This is a genomic window from Polynucleobacter sp. 78F-HAINBA (genome assembly GCF_018882325.1).
In the GTDB taxonomy this organism is placed as follows: domain Bacteria; phylum Pseudomonadota; class Gammaproteobacteria; order Burkholderiales; family Burkholderiaceae; genus Polynucleobacter.
This window is the reverse complement of sequence record NZ_JACVOQ010000003.1, coordinates 24,892-46,097: the sequence shown is the minus strand read 5'-3', so window position 1 is coordinate 46,097 and position 21,206 is coordinate 24,892. Positions and strand designations below refer to the sequence as shown.

At 47.4% G+C, this 21,206-nt stretch carries 18 protein-coding genes; 9 read left to right on the top strand and 9 right to left on the bottom strand.

Annotation, left to right across the window (positions count from 1 at the left end):
• Positions 1–16 precede the first annotated feature (16 nt).
• The 4 genes from ICN11_RS03835 to ICN11_RS03820 are packed head-to-tail and all read right to left on the bottom strand — an operon-like array spanning position 17 to position 5,662.
• Complete coding sequence (locus ICN11_RS03835) at positions 17–1,696, bottom strand: ABC transporter ATP-binding protein (protein WP_216229241.1); 1,680 nt, start codon at positions 1,694–1,696, stop codon at positions 17–19.
• Positions 1,693–2,718 (bottom strand): ABC transporter permease, encoded by a 1,026-nt coding sequence (locus ICN11_RS03830; RefSeq protein WP_216229240.1) that lies wholly within the window; start codon positions 2,716–2,718, stop codon positions 1,693–1,695. Before ICN11_RS03830 ends, ICN11_RS03835 begins: the two co-directional genes overlap by 4 nt.
• A complete protein-coding gene (locus ICN11_RS03825) occupies positions 2,715–3,779 on the bottom strand; it encodes a microcin C ABC transporter permease YejB (protein ID WP_216229239.1) in 1,065 nt (354 codons plus the stop codon). The genes ICN11_RS03830 and ICN11_RS03825 overlap by 4 nt, the downstream gene beginning before the upstream one ends.
• A gap of 11 nt (positions 3,780–3,790) precedes the next feature.
• The gene (locus ICN11_RS03820; protein ID WP_216229238.1) at positions 3,791–5,662 is read right to left on the bottom strand and encodes an extracellular solute-binding protein; all 1,872 of its coding nucleotides are present in this window, start codon (positions 5,660–5,662) and stop codon (positions 3,791–3,793) included.
• Positions 5,663–5,712: 50 nt separating this feature from the next.
• Between ICN11_RS03820 and fabI the strand changes: the two genes are divergently transcribed.
• The 6 genes from fabI to ICN11_RS03790 are packed head-to-tail and all read left to right on the top strand — an operon-like array spanning position 5,713 to position 12,070.
• Positions 5,713–6,498 (top strand): enoyl-ACP reductase FabI, encoded by a 786-nt coding sequence (gene fabI, locus ICN11_RS03815; protein ID WP_216229237.1) that lies wholly within the window; start codon positions 5,713–5,715, stop codon positions 6,496–6,498.
• On the top strand, positions 6,495–7,820 hold the full coding sequence (chrA, locus tag ICN11_RS03810) for a chromate efflux transporter (RefSeq protein ID WP_216229236.1): 1,326 nt from the start codon (positions 6,495–6,497) through the stop codon (positions 7,818–7,820). Before fabI ends, chrA begins: the two co-directional genes overlap by 4 nt.
• Positions 7,821–7,851: 31 nt before the next feature.
• Positions 7,852–8,736: a MaoC family dehydratase N-terminal domain-containing protein gene (locus ICN11_RS03805; RefSeq protein WP_216229235.1), complete on the top strand. Its 885-nt coding sequence runs from the start codon at positions 7,852–7,854 to the stop codon at positions 8,734–8,736.
• Positions 8,737–8,750: 14 nt separating this feature from the next.
• Positions 8,751–10,121, top strand: coding sequence for an MmgE/PrpD family protein (locus ICN11_RS03800; protein ID WP_216229234.1), 1,371 nt, complete (start codon positions 8,751–8,753; stop codon positions 10,119–10,121).
• 51 nt (positions 10,122–10,172) lie between these two features.
• Complete coding sequence (locus ICN11_RS03795) at positions 10,173–11,018, top strand: CoA ester lyase (RefSeq protein ID WP_216229233.1); 846 nt, start codon at positions 10,173–10,175, stop codon at positions 11,016–11,018.
• Positions 11,019–11,077: 59 nt separating this feature from the next.
• Positions 11,078–12,070 (top strand): tripartite tricarboxylate transporter substrate binding protein, encoded by a 993-nt coding sequence (locus ICN11_RS03790; protein WP_216229232.1) that lies wholly within the window; start codon positions 11,078–11,080, stop codon positions 12,068–12,070.
• Between the two features lie 86 nt (positions 12,071–12,156).
• Here the strand turns inward: ICN11_RS03790 and ICN11_RS03785 are convergent, their stop codons facing one another.
• From ICN11_RS03785 to ICN11_RS03775, 3 genes are read right to left on the bottom strand one after another with little or no spacing between them, the layout of a single operon-like run.
• The gene (locus ICN11_RS03785; protein WP_216229231.1) at positions 12,157–12,780 is read right to left on the bottom strand and encodes a hypothetical protein; all 624 of its coding nucleotides are present in this window, start codon (positions 12,778–12,780) and stop codon (positions 12,157–12,159) included.
• On the bottom strand, positions 12,777–14,024 hold the full coding sequence (locus tag ICN11_RS03780; RefSeq protein ID WP_216229230.1) for an exo-alpha-sialidase: 1,248 nt from the start codon (positions 14,022–14,024) through the stop codon (positions 12,777–12,779). Before ICN11_RS03780 ends, ICN11_RS03785 begins: the two co-directional genes overlap by 4 nt.
• Positions 14,021–15,742 carry a glycosyltransferase family 39 protein gene (locus tag ICN11_RS03775; RefSeq protein WP_216229229.1) on the bottom strand — a complete coding sequence of 574 codons (1,722 nt, stop codon included), beginning with the start codon at positions 15,740–15,742 and terminating at the stop codon, positions 14,021–14,023. The genes ICN11_RS03780 and ICN11_RS03775 overlap by 4 nt, the downstream gene beginning before the upstream one ends.
• 184 nt (positions 15,743–15,926) lie before the next feature.
• Here ICN11_RS03775 and ICN11_RS03770 point away from each other — a divergent pair, with 184 nt between their 5' ends.
• Together ICN11_RS03770 and ICN11_RS03765 are read left to right on the top strand one after the other, a co-directional pair.
• Positions 15,927–16,256, top strand: a complete 330-nt coding sequence (locus tag ICN11_RS03770) for a c-type cytochrome (RefSeq protein WP_216229228.1) — start codon at positions 15,927–15,929, stop codon at positions 16,254–16,256.
• Between the two features lie 9 nt (positions 16,257–16,265).
• Complete coding sequence (locus tag ICN11_RS03765) at positions 16,266–17,543, top strand: NAD(P)/FAD-dependent oxidoreductase (RefSeq protein WP_216229227.1); 1,278 nt, start codon at positions 16,266–16,268, stop codon at positions 17,541–17,543.
• A gap of 49 nt (positions 17,544–17,592) precedes the next feature.
• Here the strand turns inward: ICN11_RS03765 and ICN11_RS03760 are convergent, their stop codons facing one another.
• Entirely contained in the window at positions 17,593–18,948 is a 1,356-nt protein-coding gene (locus ICN11_RS03760; RefSeq protein ID WP_216229226.1) for a DUF3422 domain-containing protein, read from the bottom strand.
• A gap of 30 nt (positions 18,949–18,978) precedes the next feature.
• Positions 18,979–20,385 carry a TAXI family TRAP transporter solute-binding subunit gene (locus ICN11_RS03755; RefSeq protein ID WP_216229225.1) on the bottom strand — a complete coding sequence of 469 codons (1,407 nt, stop codon included), beginning with the start codon at positions 20,383–20,385 and terminating at the stop codon, positions 18,979–18,981.
• Positions 20,386–20,457: 72 nt separating this feature from the next.
• Here ICN11_RS03755 and ICN11_RS03750 point away from each other — a divergent pair, with 72 nt between their 5' ends.
• Complete coding sequence (locus tag ICN11_RS03750; protein WP_216229224.1) at positions 20,458–21,159, top strand: pirin family protein; 702 nt, start codon at positions 20,458–20,460, stop codon at positions 21,157–21,159.
• The last annotated feature ends 47 nt before the right edge of the window (positions 21,160–21,206 follow it).

Sequence of the window (21,206 nt, the reverse complement as noted above, 5' to 3'; positions counted from 1 at the left end):
CTACTTCGATTGGCCTTTAGGTCAACTCAGCAGCAGCAAAAAGCTCTTTTGTATAGATCTGGCGAGGATGCTTAATCAGGGTCTCGGTATCACCAAACTCCACCACCCTGCCCGCCTTAAGCACCATGACTTCATGGGACATCGCCCGAATCACTGCCAAATCATGACTAATCATCAGGTAAGCCAAGTTATATTTTTTCTGCAACTCAGTCAGCAAGGCGAGCACTTGTTTCTGAATCGACACATCCAAGGCTGAGGTAGGTTCATCCAAGACTAAGATCTGCGGCTTGAGAATCAAAGCGCGCGCAATCGCAATGCGTTGCCTTTGCCCACCTGAAAATTCATGGGGATAACGTGCCAGAGCAGAGCGATCAATTCCAACTTCTCGCAAAATATCCAATACGCGAGTCTCACGCTCCGCTGCAGATAAATTGGGAAAGTGCACATCCAAACCCTCCGAAACAATTTGCATCACATTCATACGCGGCGAGAGAGAGCCAAATGGATCCTGAAAAATGACCTGCAAAGTAGATCGCATAGCTCGGCGCTCTACTGGCTTTAACTTTTGCCAATCATTTCCAAGCACATCTACATCGCCAGTAATTTCTGCGGCAGAGTCACCCAATAAACCTAAGACCGCCATACCTAAAGTTGTCTTGCCCGAGCCAGACTCCCCAATAACACCAATGGTTTGCCCTTGCTTAAGTTCAAAACCAACCTTACGCAAGACTTGATGACGTAGAGATTTTTTAAACCAAGAAGTAGATTCAGTGCCTGGATAAGAAACAGATAAGTTGTCTGTCTTTAATAACACTGGTGCGAGTGGCATTACTGGAGCTAGATCACGAACAGGCGCGCTATTTACTAAAGCCTTTGTATAAGGATTGTCTGGATGCTCAAATACTTGCTTTGTTGGCCCGACCTCCATCAGATTGCCTTGGTTTAATACGGCAACCCTTTGTGCAAAGTGTTTTACCAAATTGAGGTCATGGGTAATCAACAGAATCGCCATACCGCCATGATCCTTGGATTCTTCTTGTAGCTCTTTAAGCAAATCCAGAATTTGCAAACGCAGACTAACGTCCAAAGCAGTAGTTGGTTCGTCCGCAATCAACAGCCTGGGTTTACACGCCAACGCCATTGCAATCATGGCGCGTTGACGCTGTCCACCCGATAGCTGATGGGGGTAAGAATGGAAGCGCTTCTCTGGCTCTGGGATGCCCGTCTTCTTGAGAAGATCAATTGCTGCAGACATGCAATCAGCCTTGGAGATTAAAGGCTGATATATCTGTACTGCTTCAACAATTTGATTGCCAATGGTAAACAAGGGATTGAGCGCAGTCATGGGCTCTTGAAAAACCATCGCAATCTCACGACCGCGAATCTCACGAATATCTTGTATTGGCAAATCTAGTAAATTGACTGGTGAATTGCCGGCGTGCGCATTCTTGCCACTCCACAGAATTCGACCAGATGTTTTTGCACCCTCAGACTCAAGGCGTAATGGCGCCAAGGCAGTCAGCGTCTTGCCTGAGCCAGACTCCCCCACCAAAGCAACACGCTCTCCCACGCCAATCTCAAGATCAAGATGACTAACGGCAAATTTCTCACGCCGGCCTGAACCAAAAGAGATTGAGAAATCTTCATAACGAAGTAAAGGGGCTGCCGGCTTGCTAGAGTTATTCACTTCGCTCATGAGCGCCCTCCATTCATCGCGCCCGACTTACGAGAATCAAACGCATCGCGCAAGGCCTCACCCATAAAGGTGAGCAAGAGCAAGGTAGCGACCAAGACCACAAAAGTCGATAGTGAAATCCACCACGCATCTAAATTACTCTTACCTTGAGAGAGTAACTCGCCAAGGCTCGGCGTGCCCGGCGGCACACCCAAACCCAAGAAATCCAAACTCGTGAGCGACAAAATGGCCGCACTCATTCTGAAAGGAAGGAAGGTAATTACTGGGGTCAAGCTATTGGGCAAGATATGGCGGCGCATGATTTGCAAATTCGTTAAGCCCAATGCCCTAGCAGCACGAACGTACTCTAAAGCGCGATTGCGGAAAAACTCTGCACGCACATAGTCGGATAAACCCATCCATCCAAAAGCAGCCAGCAAAATAATCAAGAGCCAAATGCTTGGGTTAAAGATAGAGGCAAAAATGATGAGTAGATATAACTCTGGCATCGCCGACCAAATTTCAATTAAGCGCTGAGAAACCAGATCAAACTTACCGCCAAAGAAACCCATCAAAGAGCCGGTAATGATGCCTACGCTAACCCCCACAATAGTGAGCGCCAAGCCAAACAAGATCGACAGGCGAAATCCATAAATCAAACGGGACAGGACATCGCGCCCACGATCATCTGTGCCTAACCAGTTATCAAATGATGGCGGTGCAGGATTGGGTACTTTTGAAAAGTAGTTCAGCGTCTCATAGCTATAAGGAATAGGCGGGTAAATCGCCCAGTTACCATTGCTCGTAATATTGTGACGAATATCTGGATCCAAGAAATCAGTTGGAGTTGCAAAATCACCACCAAATACTTTTTCAGGTTGAGATTTCACAATCGGGAAATAAAACTTACCTTGATAGCGCACGACCAAGGGCTTGTCATTCGCAATGAGCTCGGCACACATCGACAGGCCAAACAGAATCATAAAAATCCAGAGGCTGGCATAACCCATGCGGTTGTTTTTAAAGCGATGCCAGCGACTCATGATCCACCTCCTGCACCAAACTGAATGCGTGGATCAATATAGACATAACAAAGATCAGAAATCAATTTAGTAAATAAGCCAATCAGCGTGAACAGATAGAGTGTTCCGAAAACCACTGGGTAGTCACGTCGCATCACCGACTCATAAGACAGTAAACCCAGGCCATCTAAAGAAAACAGGGTTTCGATAAGCAGTGAACCAGTAAAGAAGGCGCCAATGAATGCTGCCGGAAAGCCGGTTACCAATGGCAAGAGCGCATTGCGGAACACATGCTTCCAGAGCACTTGTTTCTCGGTTAGACCTTTAGCTCTCGCAGTTAATACATACTGTTTGCGAATCTCTTCTAAAAAGGAATTCTTCGTCAACATGGTGATGACCGCAAAACTTCCTAAGACTGAAGCGGTGATTGGTAAAACTAAATGCCATAAATAATCCATCACCTTGCCCATCATGCTCAACTCACTCCAGTTATCTGAAGTTAGTCCGCGTAGTGGAAAAATTTGCAAGAAACTACCACCGCCAAAGATAACCAGCAACAGAACACCCAATACAAATCCTGGAATGGCATAACCCACCAGAATCATTGTGCTGGTGATGGCATCAAAACGAGAGCCGTCTCTAACCGCTTTAGCAATACCCAAGGGTATCGATACTAAGTAGGTTAAAAAGAAGGTCCATAAACCAATGCTGATAGATACTGGTAATTTAGAAACCACCAATTGCCAAACACTTTGATGTTGGTAGTAACTCTCGCCCAAGTCAAATTGCGCAAAACGCTTCAGCATCATGAAATAACGCTCTACTGGCGGCTTATCAAAACCATATAAAGCCTTGACCTCAGCCAAACGCTCAGCATCTACACCTTGACGGCCACGATAGTTACTGCCGCCGCCAGAAGACTCTGCCCCACTCACTGCGGCATCGCCCTTACCTTTGAGCTCGAGCATCAACTGCTCGACTGGACCGCCAGGCACAAATTGCACCACAGCAAACGTGAGCGTTAGTACACCCAGCAAAGTAGGAATCATCAAGAGCACACGCTTGAAAATGTAAGACCACATTTGCCCCTGCATTAGCGCGCCCCCTCTTTCCACCAATTGAGCAGAATCCATGATTCAGCGGTGTAATACAAGGGAGGTTCTGGATAGCGCATCTCTTTACGATACGCGATTCGGTGTGTCGGGTTGTACCACTGCGGAATCACGTAATAACTATTCCAAAGAACACGATCTAAAGCTCTAGTGGCTGCACGCAACTCTTCACGTGTCTGGGCTTTGACAACCGCATCCACCAAGGCATCGACCACGGGAGACTGAATCCCGATCACATTGTCAGATCCTTTTTCTTTTGCAGCCTGACTACCAAAGCGATCCCACAATTCATTGCCAGGGCTTTGTGAGTCAGGAAAGCGAATAGTCGTCATGTCGAAGTCGTATTCATCCATGCGCTTCTGATGCAACGCAAAGTCACTTGTCCGAATATCTACCTGAATACCCAGCTTCTCTAAATTGCGTACATAGGATGAAATCACCCTCAAGAAAAATGGGCCGTCCTCGACCATCTCAAAACGGAAAGGCTCGCCCTGCATATTGCGCAAAGCACCGTCACGATATTGCCATCCAGCCTGAGCCAATAAGTCACGCGCCTTGCGCAAATTCTGACGCAAGCTATCGGGTGAGGCAGTTGAAGGAGCCGCAGGCATCGGACCAAAGACTGCATCAGGCACCCACTTAGGGTATTGCGCTTTGAGAGGCTTGAGTAATTTCAATTCCGCTTCGGTGGGTTTACGAGGGCCATCGAAATTGGCACTGAGATCGCTGTTCGTAAAGTAACTATTAATACGACTGTATTGCTCAAAGAAGAGTTGACGGTTCAGCCACTCAAAGTCGAGCGCATAACCTAAAGCTTGTCGAACACGCGAATCCTGAAAAATCGGCCTGCGCACATTCATTGCAAAACCTTGCATGCCTGCGCCGTTGTGATTGAGAAAAGCTTTCTTTTCTAAAGTACCGTCATTAAATCTTGGTCCAACATAGCTCTTTGCCCAATTCTTTGCGCGGTACTCCACTAGAGCATCAAACTCCCCAGCCTTAAAGGCTTCTAGGCGAACAGCATCATCACTATAGAGTTTGTAGTTCACGCGATCAAAGTTATAAAAACCGACTCGGACATTGAGCGTCTTACCGCCTTGATCGGCCCAGTAATTTGGGTTTCGCTTAAAGATCATGGTCTTGCCAGCCTTATAAGACTCGATCACATAAGGGCCACTTGCTATTGGCAACTCAAAGGTCAACTTATCAAATGGCGTGATCGTGCCATCAGGCTTCTTGCCCCAGTTACGAGAGAACACTGGCAAGGTACCGACCATCACCGGTAACTCAGGATTGCGATTCTTAAAATCAAAACGGATTACGCGATCAGAAAGGACCACCGCCTGCTTCACGTCGGCATACACCGTTTTGAATTGCGGATTAGCGAGTGAACTCATTAAAGTGTCAAAGCTATGCTTTACATCGCCAGCCAAGATCGCACTGCCATCTGAAAACTTCGCCTCAGGACGAATCCGAAACACGACCGACATCTTGTCGGATGCCACTTGGATATCTTCCGCAATCAGACCATAGGCACTAGAGACCTCATCCGCACTACCCACCGCCAAAGATTCAAACATCAACTGGGCTACGCCAGGGGCAGCCACACCGCGTAGCGTGAATGGATTGAACTTATCAAAACTTGTCCGGCGATCTGGGTTGGGTAAAGTGAGCGTGCCACCCCTAGGAGCATTTGGGTTCACGTAGTCAAAATGGCTAAATCCGTCGGCGTATTTGGGTTTGCCGTACTGAGCAATCCCCTGGGCACCCTGAGCTGAATTGACTGCCACCCCAGCCAGAAGGGCTAAGAGCAGCAAAGCGGGGATTTGGCGGATGGCGGGGAGCATGGACATATATGCAACAATTGTAGATAGCAAACCACATTTGAAGCAAAGGACACGATATGGGCTTTCTCGCTGGCAAAAAAATTCTGATTACCGGCCTTCTTTCTAACCGCTCGATTGCCTATGGCATAGCCAAGGCATGTCACCGCGAAGGGGCTGAACTGGCCTTTACCTACGTTGGTGAGCGCTTCAAAGACCGCATTGTCGATTTCGCCAAAGAATTCAATACCGACTTGATTTTTGACTGCGATGTTGGCAGCGATGAGCAGATTTCTGCCCTGTTTAAGGATTTGGCAAAAACTTGGCCTCAGTTTGATGGCTTTGTTCACGCAATTGGCTTTGCACCGCGCGAAGCGATTGCTGGCGACTTTTTAGAAGGCCTTTCTCGTGAAGGCTTCAAAATCGCTCATGACATTTCTGCATATAGCTTCCCAGCAATGGCAAAAGAAGCTCTCCCAATGTTGCGCGATAAGTCTTCATTGCTGACCCTCACTTACTTGGGTTCAATGAAGAATGTCCCTAACTACAACACTATGGGTCTTGCTAAAGCATCACTCGAAGCCTCCGTTCGCTACCTTGCTGGTTCAGTTGGCCCTAAGGGCATTCGCGCTAACGGCATTTCAGCTGGTCCAATTAAGACTCTAGCCGCATCTGGCATCAAAGGTTTTGGCAAGATCTTGGAGGCGGTTGAGCAAACTGCCCCACTGCGTCGCAATGTCACGATTGATGATGTAGGTAACACTGCTGCCTTCTTGTTATCTGACTTAGCTAACGGCATTACCGCTGAAATCATTTATGTAGATAACGGCTTTAGCCAAGTTGTTGGTGGAATGGAAGAAGTTTGAGCGTTCCACTGCGCGAGGCCCTGAAATTTTGGGCCAAGCTCGGCTTTATTAGCTTTGGTGGACCTGCAGGACAAATCGCAGTCCTCCACCAAGAGCTAGTTGAAAAGCGTCGCTGGATTTCCGAGCGGCGCTTTTTACATGCGCTGAACTATTGCATGCTCTTACCGGGCCCTGAAGCCCAACAGTTGGTGACTTATATTGGATGGCTCATGCATCGCACCTGGGGTGGCGTCTTAGCAGGCACCCTCTTTGTTCTCCCATCTCTCTTTATTTTGATTGGCCTATCTTGGGTCTACCTCACCTTTGGCCAAGTGCCTTGGATTGCCGCGATTTTCTATGGCATTAAACCCGCAGTTACTGCCATCGTCCTCCACGCTGCAGTCCGTATTGGTAAGCGCACGATTCACAATCAAGCACTACGTTGGATTGCGCTCGGATCCTTTCTAGCGATCTTTATTTTTAATCTAGCCTTCCCGATTATTGTTATCTTTGCGGCCTTAATTGGTATTTGGGGTGGCAAACGCTACCCAGAGTATTTCCAGCAAGTCGCTTCTCACAGTAGTGCGAGCGGAACTCATGCTGCTGCACTGATCGATGATCACACCCCAACTCCAGAGCACGCCAAATTCTCTAAGAGGAAATTGGTATTGCAGAGCTCAACCGTTCTAGCACTCTGGTTGATTCCGTTTTTTGCCTTAACACTTGCGTTTGGCTGGAAAACACTCTATCCACAAATTGCCTGGTTCTTTACTAAAGCCGCCTTCCTGACCTTTGGCGGTGCTTATGCTGTTCTGCCCTACGTCTACCAGGGTGCTGTGGATCAATTCCATTGGCTTAGCGCCGGCCAAATGATGGATGGCTTGGCCCTTGGTGAAACCACTCCGGGACCGCTCATCATGGTGGTGGCTTTTGTTGGCTACCTGGCTGGCCACATTCAGCATTTGATCGGCTACAGCAATCCATTTTGGTTTGGGGTGATTGGGGCCTGTGTGGCAACCTGGTTTACTTTTCTGCCTTCATTTTTCCTAGTGCTCGTTGGTGGCCCACTGATTGAATCCACTCATGGCAAGATCAGCTTTACTGCGCCCCTAACCGCAATCTCTGCCGCAGTAGTTGGCGTTATCGCTAACCTGGGCCTCTTCTTTGCTTATCACGTCTTTTTTCCCCATGGTCTTGGTGGCTCAATCTCTTGGATCTCAATTGCTATCACCGCGCTTGCAGGTTTAGCGCTCTTTCGGTTTCAAAAAGGTGTGATTAGCGTACTAACTGGCTCAGCGCTGGCCGGCTTGCTAAGTTATTTACTAGCGAGTTTATTGATCTAGCTCCATCGCATTTCAGGTTGGAATTGGCATAATGGAACTTATGCGAATCGAACCTCAAACCATCACCCACCTCCAGGAATGGCTCGGCAAAACTGAGACCCTTCAAGACATCGTCACAGCAGCACCCGTAAGGGCTCTATCGGCAACACTTGATCGACCCGATCCCGCGCCGAATGACGGAACCTTTCTTCCAGAGTTATGGCATTGGCTTTACTTCTTACCGTGCGCCCTTCAATCCGAAATCGGTCCTGATGGCCACCCTAAGCGTGGCGGATTTTTACCGCCCGTTCCACTGCCACGTCGAATGTGGGCTGGTAGTCGAGTTCAATGGCTAGCGCCTCTCTCAGTTGGCGATGAAATCGAACGCGTCTCCAGAATTGAATCTGTTACGCACAAAGCAGGTCGCACGGGCGATCTCATTTTTGTACTGGTTAAGCATGCGATCTCCAATCAAAATGGTTTAGCCTTGATTGAAGAACATGACATCGTGTATCGCGATGCCCCAGGTCCAGACGACAAACCAGTTGCACCAACACCGGCACCTACTGGAGCTACGTGGTCTAAAACAATTACCCCAGATGATGTTTTACTGTTTCGCTACTCAGCCCTGACATTCAATGGTCATCGCATTCATTACGATCGCAAATACGTTACTGAAGTAGAGGGTTACCCAGGCTTAATTGTTCACGGCCCTTTGATCGCTACCTTATTAGTAGATCTGGTGCGTCAAAGCATTCCAGGTTGCAAACTCAAGAGCTTTGAGTTCCGTGCCATACGCCCTACTTTCGATATCAATATATTTAAGGTTAGCGCTAAACCTGATCTGGAGACAGATCCCTCTGGAAAAACCATCTCTATTTGGGCTGAAGACCACGAAGGCTGGCTCACCATGCAGGCCACTGCAGTTTTAGCCTAGGAGCTTATTTAGTCATGACTACCCCGCACTTATCCAAGGCTTTAGCTACATTTGCTTCTGAATTAAAGATTGGCGATATTCCTGAAGAGGTGATTGCCCGCACCGAAGATTTGCTAGTCGATTGGTTTGGTTCGGCAATTGCTGGCAAAGGATCACGCCCAGTAGAAACGATTACGCAGTTTGCGCAAAACATGGGTGGCTTTAATGCCACCAATCCTGGCTCTGCAGAAATTCTGATTAGCCGAACCAACTCAAGCCCCTTCTTGGCTGCACTTGCTAATGCAGCAGCATCACACGTTGCCGAACAAGATGATGTCCACAATGGCTCCGTATTCCATCCAGCTACCGTGGTATTTCCTGCGGCACTAGCGACAGCCCAAACGATTGGCGCCTCCGGTGAAGATCTATTGGTTGCTGCTGTTGCTGGTTATGAAGTCGGTATTCGGGTTGGTGAATTTTTAGGTCGTTCGCACTACAAAATATTTCACACAACGGGTACTGCAGGCACCTTGGCAGCGGCAGCGGCTGTAGGTCATTTACTTAAATTGAACCCCACCCAAATGTTGCACGCTTTTGGTTCTGCGGGAACACAATCGGCCGGCCTCTGGGAATTTCTGCGTGATGCCGCTGACTCCAAGCAATTGCATACCGCGCACGCCGCCTCTACTGGCTTGATGTCTGCTTACTTGGCGCAATCCGGCTTTACTGGTGCAGAACACATCTTGGAAGGCAAGCAAGGTTTGGCTGCTGGTATGTCGAGCGATGCTGATCCTAGCAAGCTAACTGATCAATTGGGCAGTCGCTGGACTATTGCAGAGACCAGCTTCAAATATCACGCCTCATGTCGTCATACCCATCCCGCTGCAGACGCCCTGTTACAGGTCATGCTCGCGCATCAACTCAAGCCCAGCGATATCGCTAAAGTAGAAACGCTAGTTCACCAAGGCGCAATTGATGTACTGGGTCCAGTAACCGATCCCGCAACGGTTCACCAATCCAAGTTCTCAATGGGTACCGTGCTTGCTCTGATTGCCCATTATCAATTTGCTGGCCTGCAAGAATTCGATCAACACTTTCATGATCAGGAGATTTGCGCCTTCCGCGATCGCGTCACCATGACTCTGGATGCAGAAGTGGATGGTGCCTACCCCCAACGCTGGATTGGCAAGGTTAAAGTCTATCTAAATAATGGCGAAGTTTTAGAGGGTCGCGTTGATGAACCTAAGGGTGACCCTGGCAATACCCTCAGTCGCCCTGAAATTACGGATAAGGCAATGCGTCTTGCTGCATTTAGCGGTGGCGCAACGCCAAGTGACATGAGCGCTGCCATTGAACGCTTGTGGAATATTCGTAAGCAGTCCAAGGTTGGAAGATTGATCTCGTAATTCTCAGTTGCCTATTTTCATTTTTGTTTCACACTCAATAAAGCCACCTATATGAACCCACTTGATACACCTATCGGCTTTAGTAGCACCTTCTTATTTGTTCCGGGCACGCGCCCAGAACGTTTTGCAAAAGCATTGGATAGCGGCGCTGATGGCGTCATCATCGATTTAGAAGATGCCGTAGCCGAAGAAGATAAAGAATCTGCGCGCACAGCTATACGTTCTGCTTGGCCTACATTTACTACGGAACAAAAAAAGCGCCTAATCATTCGCTCAAATTCTCCGGGTAGTCGCTTTTATGCTGCCGACCTCATCTTGGTCCAAGAATTAGATGCTGCCTGCTTACTCATTCCGAAAAGTGAATCTCTCGACCAAATTAATGGTGCAGCACAAATTCTGCCAAACACAGCAATCATTCCGATGATCGAAACCGCTATCGGCCTTGATCGCCTAAATGAAATCGCAAACTCTGAACAGGTATTGCGCCTAGCATTGGGTAATATCGATTTACAGGCAGACCTAGGAATGGTGTGTGATGCACAAGAAACTGAATTGCAAACTGCCCGCTTTCAGATTGTGTTGGCCTCACGCTTGGCTCAAATTGCCCCTCCAATTGATGGGGTTACTCCTTCTACAGACAATATTGAGCGAATTACTGATGATGCTGAGCGCGCTAAAAGAATGGGGTTTGGAGGCAAGCTGTGTATTCACCCAAAACAGGTTTCCTTGGTTAAGGATTCCTTTATGCCTACGGCTGCCGAGGTCTCTTGGGCACATCGTGTGATTGAGGCTGATAAGGCGTCCAAAGGTGGTGCAGTCAAATTAGATGGCCGCATGATTGATCGACCGGTCGTCTTATTAGCTCAAAGAACGCTAGCAGTTGCTGGTAAACCCTAAAGCCGATAGTACTTAAAAGTGGCAAAATTAGCTCGCATTACACATTAACGGAGACTTAAATGAAATTACAAAAAACCCTATTCGCTGGAATTGCTGCAGTTCTCAGCGCCAGCACTTTATTGGGTAGCAATATTGCATCCGCCCAAAAGGATTGGCCTACAAAATCCATTCAATTAATTGTTCCATTTGCGGCTGGTGGCCCAACTGACTCTATCGCACGCTTAATTGCCGTGCCAATGGGTCAAGCCTTAGGTCAAACAGTAGTGGTTGAGAACGTTCCTGGCGCTGGTGGCACGATTGCCTCCACTAAGGTAGCTCGCGCAGCTCCCGATGGATACACAATGTACATTCACCACATGGGCATGGCTACAGCGCAAGCGTTGTATGACAAGCTTCCATATGACCCAATGACTAGCTTTGATTACATCGGCCAAGTAGCTGATGTACCAATGGTATTACTAGGCAAAAAAGATTTGCCTGCAAATAACTTTAAAGAGCTCGAAGCCTATATCAAGGCTAATGGCTCAAAAGTAACCATGGCTAACGCCGGTCCTGGCGCAGTATCTCAGTTGTGCGGCCTATTATTCCAAAGCCGTATGGGCATCAAACTGACCAACATTCCATACAAAGGTACCGGCCCTGCTTTGACCGACCTCTTGGGTGGCCAGGTTGACCTCTTGTGCGACCAAACTACACAAACTATTCCTTACATCAAGGATGGCCGTGTAAAAGCGTTCGGTACAACAACTATGAAGCGTTTGCCAGCAATTCCAAACGTACCAACTTTGAACGAACAGGGCCTCAAAGGCTTTGAAGTTAAAGTTTGGCATGGTGTGTATGTTCCAAAAGGTGTTCCACAGCCAATTCAGGAAAAAATCAATGCTGCATTGAAGAAGGCATTGAATACACCTGACGTTCAAAAACGTTTGAATGATTCCAACATCGATATCGTGCCAATGGAGAAAGTATCTTCCAAAGGTCTCAAGGATCACCTTGAGAAAGAAATCAACGTCTGGGGTCCAGTCATTCGTAAAGCCAATATTCCAGATTAATTCCGGAATAGCAGCAAACAAAAAAGCCAGCGATCTGCTGGCTTTTTTGTTACCTAAAATTCACCATGTAAATTAGGTGGCAATAATCAGCCCGCCCTAAAAAGGTAGCCCGACTGCGCCTTCTCGCGACGCTTGAGATAGATCGCATTGGGAATAGCAAACAAAGCCCATATAGCCAAGAAGGGATCTAAGAGATAGTCCCAAAGGTTTGCTGATTCGTGCCAATGCGCTGCCCAGGCAATGATCGCAAAAGAAAGAATCCAAACACCCTTGGTCCAACCGGCAAGACCGAAAATAATGGCAAAGAGAACAACAGCAATCAAGAGGCCAATAGATCCATAACCCCATGCGTAAGGATCCATCATGCCAAAGCCAAGCGCTAACGGGTAAAACGCAATTGCAATCAGCGCCAGCGGTACCTTAAATCCAAGCGGCGTCTTTTTGGCAGAAGAAAGCATCGTGCTCCACAACAAGAGCAAGGTCACGATACTGAGATCACCAGTGACGCCGCGCACATAGGCAGATAAAGGCAATTCCAGCGACATTCCTAGTGGCCAGAAAAATAGGTTAGCCAATAACAGAGCTAAGACAAGATGTATCGCAAATGGAATCTCTTTTGAGCTCAGCTTTTGTAAAAGCGCAATGAGTACTACTGCGCAAGTAAGCGACATCTCCAGCAAGGCAATGGGCTGTAAATATGAGGTGATCATTGCGCCTCCTTTTCTTTGAAGCTACTTACGGCATGCTTAAACCAGGCGGCTGGAAAGTAAACATGCTTAATCTTTTTCCTATCCCAGGTATAGGCAAGATGCGCATCTTCACCATTGGCAGAAATTAAGTATGGGTAAGAAAACTCTCGACGCTGATCGTTAGCCAAAGACTCGTCATCTTCAAGCACTTGTATTACCTGCCATTGAGCGGAATTCGATTCACGCATAACCATTACCAAACGATAGCGACCTGCCTCAATATTATTAAGAACCATCAATCTCGCACCATTAGCCAAAGTTAGCGCAGCAAGAGCAGAGTTCGGATTTGGTATCTCAAGATCTGTTGTTACCACCCAAGACTGCCCAGCATCCTTGGTTTCGCTTATGGGAATTTGCTTTGGCTGAGAACTGGATCGAGTTTGACGGAAAAAAGCGCTTGCTTCTTGCGGTCCATCGCTAAAGACTACAGGCTGAATCGCACCCCTACCGGAACTCATACGTCGCTTATCAATCACCTGACTCGCATCAATTCTGAGGAACTCCCCAAAGCGACCAATCCACTCGTGATAGGCCGGCAATCCTAGTCGCCCATCTACAAATAACATGGCTGGGGACTTAACCAAGGTGCTGAGGTTAATCAATGGTGAGCTAATAAGTCGCTGCGGTCGACCCCAAGTTAAACCCTCATCATCTGAAATCACCGAAGAGATTGAGCTGCCCGCCCAACCCCCAATAGAAACAGTGACAAAAAATAACTGCATACGACCATCGGCCATTCTGGCTGGAACGGGATTACCTAATTTAGCAATGTAGCGCGACAAACCTTTTTCTGCGCCGACTCTATCCATTACAACTGTCGGCGCACTCCACCTGGACGCCTGTGGATCAAAGACGGCTGTATAAATAGCTACATCTGGCGCACCTTCTCGACTTCCTGCAAACCAGAACGCTCTCACCCCGCCATCCTTTAGTGCAATTAAAGAGGCCGCATGCACTGATGGGGCTCCCGTATCGGGCAACCAATCCGTCCTTAAGCTGGGTTGAACTAGCTTTACTGGAGCAGCATTTTTTAAATTCTTTGCTGGCTTGTGACTTTCAGATAGCTCAGAAGAATCCTCGACTGGATTTGCAGCATCAACTGGGTGGGCACTAGCAAAAGGCGCCCATACCGGACGACTATCAATGTGGAGATAGCCCAGTACCGAGGCAAGTAATAAGAAACAAAGGGCAATTACACGGCTCATCTACAGGCGTCCTTACCCACTACTGGCAACGCAATTGTTGCAGGCGTAGAAACTAAATATTCATTCACAAACAGGTGCTCTCCAATATGACCTTTAAGTATCGCCCGAATCTCCGCATCAGAATGACGGGCTCGCATCTCCATGCGCTTACCCACGATCTTGCAAGAGTCACAGAGCTCGGGCTCTATGCCGATCGGTGACTGCAGCGCTACTAATGGATAAGTGCTGCTTAATAAATCGATTTGGTTAGCATCTTTGGCCAAATAGCCATGCAATGTTGCACCTGGCAATAAGAGTCGATACTCCTCATCCTTGGCGCGATAGTCGCAGGGTACCCAAACATCTTGCCCAACAACGCCCTGGATGGTGGATTGCGAATATCGACCCAATGCACCTTCCAGCGGAGCCAAGCTACTAGTGAGCGCACAGTAGCAAAAAAAGCAGGCCGCCAAGGCGATTGTCTTGCTACGCTCTCGACTGAATATGCCTATCAATACCAAAGCGATTGCAAGTCCCATAAAGACCCAATGCCACGGCGAGTAATTCCAGATGCCAGGCTGACCCAAGAAATTCGAGAGTTGCAAATTTCCGCCGACCCAAGCAAGAGCAGCAAGTAATACCAACTCTAGTAGCAATGAGATTCGGAATCCCCATAAAGGCAATCGGTCCCAGTACATTGCAATCAAAGTAGCAAAGGCTGGCATCACAGGCAATAGATAGCGACCAGAGCGCTGACTTGGCAAACTAAATACGATGAAGAATGCCAATACCAAAAGTAGCAATAGACCTTCTTCAAGTGATATAAAGCGCCGCTGCTTCCAACATTGCATCAAAGCAGAAATCAATACAAAGGTAAACAGCCCAGCATTCGCCAAGGTGGTTAAAGCCAGCATCCAAATGCTGTCACCTCCAAGCACTAGATCTAAAAGGTAGTTAGAGCTCCGCGCCTCGAACTTGCCAGCATTCTCTCCCAAAACAAATTCTTTCCAGACAGCCTCCGGAAAGGGGTCTAGCAAAAACCAGAGTGCAAATACACCTAAAGCCAGAACAGCAATTAATATCACTTTGTATAAGTCTTGCAATAAGACCTTCGGAATACTCCACTCACGCCAGCGCCAGTAAAACAAGCCCAGGGCAAATGTGGCAGGAGCAATATAGGCAAAAGACTTTGACAATAAAGCCATGCCAAAGCAGGCACCCGCCAATACCGGAAAAAATAGTTTTGATTCAAAAGCAGTTCTGCCCCAATACAGCAGAGCAAAAAATGGCAAGCTCAACCAAAATACCTCGGGAGGATCAGTGAGGAATGGGCGGCCATAGCGATAAGTTGCAAAAAAAGAAAGCCATACTAATGCCGCCAATAAACCAGTCTGTTTTTTGCCGCTAAACCGAGCTACCGCCAGAAATAGGAAAAAGGCCGTTAGGCCGGTGTATAAAACGCTGGGCCAACGCAAGGCCAGGAGCGTCCAATCGCTTCCCCAACTCGTACTAGCAATGCCCTCCCAAAACACCAAAGGTGGCTTGGTATTTTTAATGCCATCCATCTCAGATTGGAGGGGTAACCAGGCTCCAGCATCAGCAGTCATCCGGACGATGTGCATATAGGGATACTCATCCCCATTCTTTGGGGCAAAGCGACTATCCAAACCATACAAGTAGGTAAATACACCTAGAAGTAGGATGAAGATTGTATTTCGATAAGTAAAAGAGCCACGCATATCGCTAGTTTATAGGTCTTAGAGCTACAGACTAAAAACTATCAGGGGGAAAGCCCTTGTTTTTAGTTCTGAGCTTATTGAAAATCAATCTAAGTAAAACCACTAATCCCATCCCTATCTGATTAAGATAGAGTCAATCAGCATTATCCTAAGAACAGCTGTATGTAAGACGGAGATAATCCCTATGCAAGTGAAGTGTTTAAAACCCATTTTGGTGGCCAGCGCCCTCCTTGGCTTAAGCCAGTGGAGCGGACTCAGCTTCGCACAAAGCGCCGACCAACTATATAAACGTGGCCTCGCGGCAACCTGCGCTAATTGTCACGGCACCGATGGCAAAGGCGTAGTTGATGGCGGCATGCCGCTGATTAATAACCTCACCAGTCAAGAGATGCTGGCTAAGCTAAAGGCATACAAGAGCGGCGCTCTAGAAGGCACCATCATGCCCCAGCTAACAAAAGGTTACACAGACGAACAACTCACCACTATTGCCAATCAACTTGGCAAGAAACAATAAGGAGGCGCCATGGATCGTCGACATTTTATAGGTCAGAGCGCTGCAGCAGTAGGACTACTTGCAGGGCTTTCAAGCCAAACAAAAGCAGCTACTTTACAAAAAGCAGAAATCTTAGTTATTGGTGGTGGATATGGTGGCGCAACTGCTGCCAAATATTTGCGCTTGTTCTCCAATAACACTGCGCGAGTAACTCTCATTGAGCCCAACACCTCATTTATTTCCTGCCCAATGTCCAATTTGGTGATTGGTGGCTCACGCACTATCGCTGAAATCACATCTCCGTATGACACTCTCAGCAAGCGTCATGGCATCAAGATTATTCAAGACAGCGTCAGCAGCATTGATCCAGATAAGAAAACAGTTACGCTCGCCTCAGGTAAGACTTTGCGCTACGACAAGGCCGTCGTATCCCCTGGCGTTTCACTGAACTTCAAAAGCATTGAGGGTCTTGCGCAAGCCAATAAGGATGGCGTAACTCTCCAAGCTTGGAAAGCGGGCCCAGAAACGGTTGCTCTGCATAAACAAATTGCCGCCATGCGTGAAGGTGGCACCTTTGCTATTACGATCCCAGAGGCTCCCTATCGCTGCCCCCCTGGACCTTATGAGCGCGCCTGCCAGGTTGCTAACTATCTCAAAACCCACAACCCAAAAGGTAAGGTAGTGATTTTGGATGCCAATCAAGATGTCACATCCAAAGGAGCTTTGTTCAAGAAAGTCTGGGCTGAACAGTATGCTGGAATCATTGAGTACCGACCAAAGAGCAATGTAGTTGGTGTTGATGCAAAAACTAAAACACTCAAGCTCGAAGTTGAGGATGATGTCAAAGCTGATGTACTGAACGTTCTCCCACAAATGTCTGCTGGTGAGATTGCCGTGAAGACTGGTTTAGCCAATTCCAATGGCCGCTGGGTGAATGTTAACTTCCTGAACTTTGAGTCGACTGCACGCAAAGATATCCACGTATTGGGTGACTCTATTCAGATTGCACCATTGATGCCGAAGTCTGGTCATATGGCAAACCAACACGCTAAGGTAGCAGCTGCAGCTATCGTTGCGGAGTTGAGTGGCTGGGAAGTGAATCCAGCACCGGTTCTAACCAATACTTGCTACAGCTTTGTAAATGATCGCGAAGTGGTTCACGTTGCTAGCGTTCATCAATACAATGCTGCCGAGAAGACCTTTAAGACTGTTCCAGGCTCTGGTGGCCTATCACCGGCACCATCCACTCTTGAAGGTGTTTATGCTTGGGGCTGGGCGCACAACATCTGGGCTGATAGCCTGGGTTAAGTAGTCTTTGTATCAATTAAAAAAGAGGCCTAGGCCTCTTTTTTAATGCCTACAGGGATTTACCCATCTCAACAATTCTCTTGCGTCGTCGCTTACTAATGAACAAGAAGATGACCGCCACTACTGGAGCGGCAATCGCAGCAATAATTTCTGGATGAATCGCAAACCCAGCTTCTTTGCCGCCCTTGGCAACATAAGCCAACAAGCTCACGGCATAGTAAGTCAATACCAGAACTGATAGGCTCTCCACAGTCTCCTGTAAGCGCAATTGCAGGCGTGCGCGCTGGTCCATACTAGCGAGCAATTTTTGCGTCTGCTCTTCATTAACAAACTCAATACGCGTTCGCAGAGTTTGCGTTGTTCTCGAGATGCGATCCGACAATTCTTTTAATCTACGCTGAGTCCAAATACAAGTACCCATGGCAGGCTGGAAACGTCGATCCATAAACTCGGACAGGGTTTGCACACCCGGAATAGGAGACTCTGCAAGCTCATACAAGTTTTTACTCAGTAATTGGCTATAGGCCTCAGCAGCAGTAAAACGTAAGCCATATCCCGATATCCACTGCTCTGCTCTTGAAGCTAAATGAGAAAGCTCTCCTAAAAACTGCCCATCTTTTTCAGTATGGACACCTGGCTCAGTTTGGAGTTGAGAAATATTTTTAGATAAATCCGCTAATTCTGACTCTGCAGTTCTGAGCGGCATGGAGAGACTCTTGGCCACGGGGAAGGCAATCATGGCAGCCATCCGATAAGTTTCAGCTTCAGCGAGGGCTCGCGCTATACGACCAGCCTGCCGGGAACCCAAAATATCGTGCGGAATAAAGTAAGAAATATAGCCATCCTCATCCAAACGCAAATCCGTCCACAACTGGGCTTTTTTACTCGATAGGATGTAACTACCCAATACGGTATTTCCACTAAAAATAGCAGACACCTCTTGCGCCTCTGTGAATAGAGGGCGATGCTCAAACGCGAGATCTAAGGCAGAAATTCTTTCACCGCCTGCCTCGACAATTGTTGGGCAACCCAAGCTTTGAAGCAACTCATCCAAGTTCTTCTCAAGAACAAGGCGTGACTCTAATAGTGGTCCAGCAATTTTGACGGGATTATGCGTAATGGCAGCAATGGTTGCAAATTCACCATGCAATTCCCATTTAATCAGCACTCTCTCGGGCTCGGGTGCCAGAGTGAGCATTTTAAAAGAATGGTCTTGTTCATGGTCATTGGGAATACCTAGTACAGAACTAAGCTTTTGAATCCACTCAATCTGAGTCTGACGAGAATTAGCATCAAGCAGAAAGGATTGAGACAGCACCCTCTCATTTGGCCAAAGCGCAATAGGCGGCCTGGCATGCACTTCTTCGTGCAACTGTTTTCGAGCAGGATGATCGTAGGGTTTCATAGGAGCCATATATTCATTAGCATGAACAAACTATACGCCATCAGAATTTTCTTCGAGTTGGTAGGGCTGAACACCTCGATTGAGGCAGTTTCGAACATAGTCGATGCTGGTACGCAAGGTGTAGTAATCACCAGACATGCTCTTGGGAACTTTTAATTGCAAAGCCTCGTACTCAAGCAAGTCCAACTTCTTGAGATACTCATCTTTTGCCAATACTTGAAAATTCCCTGTCAGCTCCTGCTCATAAGCCCTAAGGGTGCCGTATAGCCGATCAATTTTTCGGCGTAAACGCTTATTACGATATCCAGGCAAAGTGAGAAGCACTGGGTAGGCAATTGCACAAAAAGGCAGCAATACAAATATCAAACGATTAATCAACTCCGCAAGCCAAAAAGGCAAGTAAGCCATCAGCAATGGTGAGCCATTTTTTTCGTAATGCAGCGCTACAGGACTTTCTGGAAAACCAGTATTTTTAAAGGTCGGGAATTCACCGTGCCCCGAAAAGAAAGTGGCCTTGCCATTAATCTCACGCGCAGCCTCTAAGAATAAAAACTGCAACGCTGGATGCATTCTGTCGTCAATGAGTAGATTGGTAGTAGAGGCCATCAATTTAATATCCCTAGAAGGGAAGTTGCGTATCAAGCTAAATCCACCAGTAGGAACATTTAGAATTTGCATGTAGGGGAATAAGCGAGAATAAGCCTCTGCCCGAGGAAATGCGGACAAATGCAAACTTGGATCTGCTAGCAGTGTCTGCACATTTGGGGCCTCATAAGCGTCAACGATAAACGCAGCATCAATCTCACCATTTTGCAAAGCTTCAACAGATTTTGATCCTGATAGATAAAAAAAGTGGGCTCCTTTTTCAAAACCATTCACTTTTAGAATCTGCATTGCTTGAGCATACGTTCCACTGCCCTTTTCACCCACAGACATTTTGGAGTTTAGAAAATAACGAGATCGATCTTTAATCTCTTGAAAGTTATCCTCCTTTACCTCCTTGCCGCGATAGAACAACCAAATCGGATCATAAGAAATAGCTCCCAAGGATTGCACCCCTTCAATTCCATGGGGGCTAAAAACACCTGCTTGTACAAAAGCAGCCTGAACAGGATTTTTACGATCCGCTAAGTATTCGATATTTTCCTGCGCACCCTTTGTTGGAACAAGTTCGAGAGTGATTCCTTTTTTCTCAAAAAAAGCAGCGTATTTCTTGCCCAAGACGTCGTAAGATCCGCCAGACTGACCTGTTGCCATCAAAACATGTCTCGGCGGTGGCGGATCGGCATACCACCAGACCCCCATCAACCCAAACAATAAAATCAACAGCAAGGGCCAAGCCTCTCCTAAAAACTGCGTGAGGTCCCCCCACTTTTCTTGGGCAGTTTCGTAGATCCCTAAGTAGGTTTCTTTAATGTCTTGTTTGATACTTCCCATGGAAGGCCAATCAGCAAATATGTCAAAAGCTAATGATAATGTGCTTACCCCATTCCAGAAAAGACCTTCATCATGCTCACCCTCAGAAAAGCACAAGACCGCGGCTATGCTGACCATGGATGGCTTAAAAGCTTTCATTCTTTCTCTTTTGCCGGTTATCACGACCCTCAATTCATGGGCTGGGGTAATTTAAGGGTGATCAACGATGATCAGGTGGCTGCAGGCATGGGTTTCGGTAAGCATGGTCATCGCAATATGGAAATCATTAGCTATGTTTTATCTGGTGAATTAGCTCATGAAGACAGCATGGGTAATGTCAAAGGTATTCCACCTGGGGATGTTCAGCGCATGAGTGCTGGAACAGGCGTTACCCACAGCGAGTTCAATCACGCTAAAGATCAAACCACCCATTTCCTACAAATTTGGATCGAGCCAGACCTCACGGATATTCCGCCCAGTTACGAGCAAAAATCTATTCCATCTGCAGATAAGCAAGGAAAGCTGTGCTTAATTGCGTCTCCCGATGGATCGGGCAATGCGGTAAAAATTCATGCAGACGCGAGGGTGTATGCAGGCCTTTTCGATGGGCCTCAGTCCCAGCAATTGAAGTTAGATCCATTGCGCAAGGCTTATGTTCATCTCGTGAAGGGCTCGCTACAGATCAACGGTGTCCCCCTGTCTGGTGGCGATGCCCTGCTAATAGAAAACGAAAGTGACTTACTTGTCGGCGGCGGCAATGAGGCTGAAGTCATTATCTTTGACCTGAGTCATTAAAAATTTGCCGTTTGCGTCTTACGATGATCCCCCAACTGACGAACCCA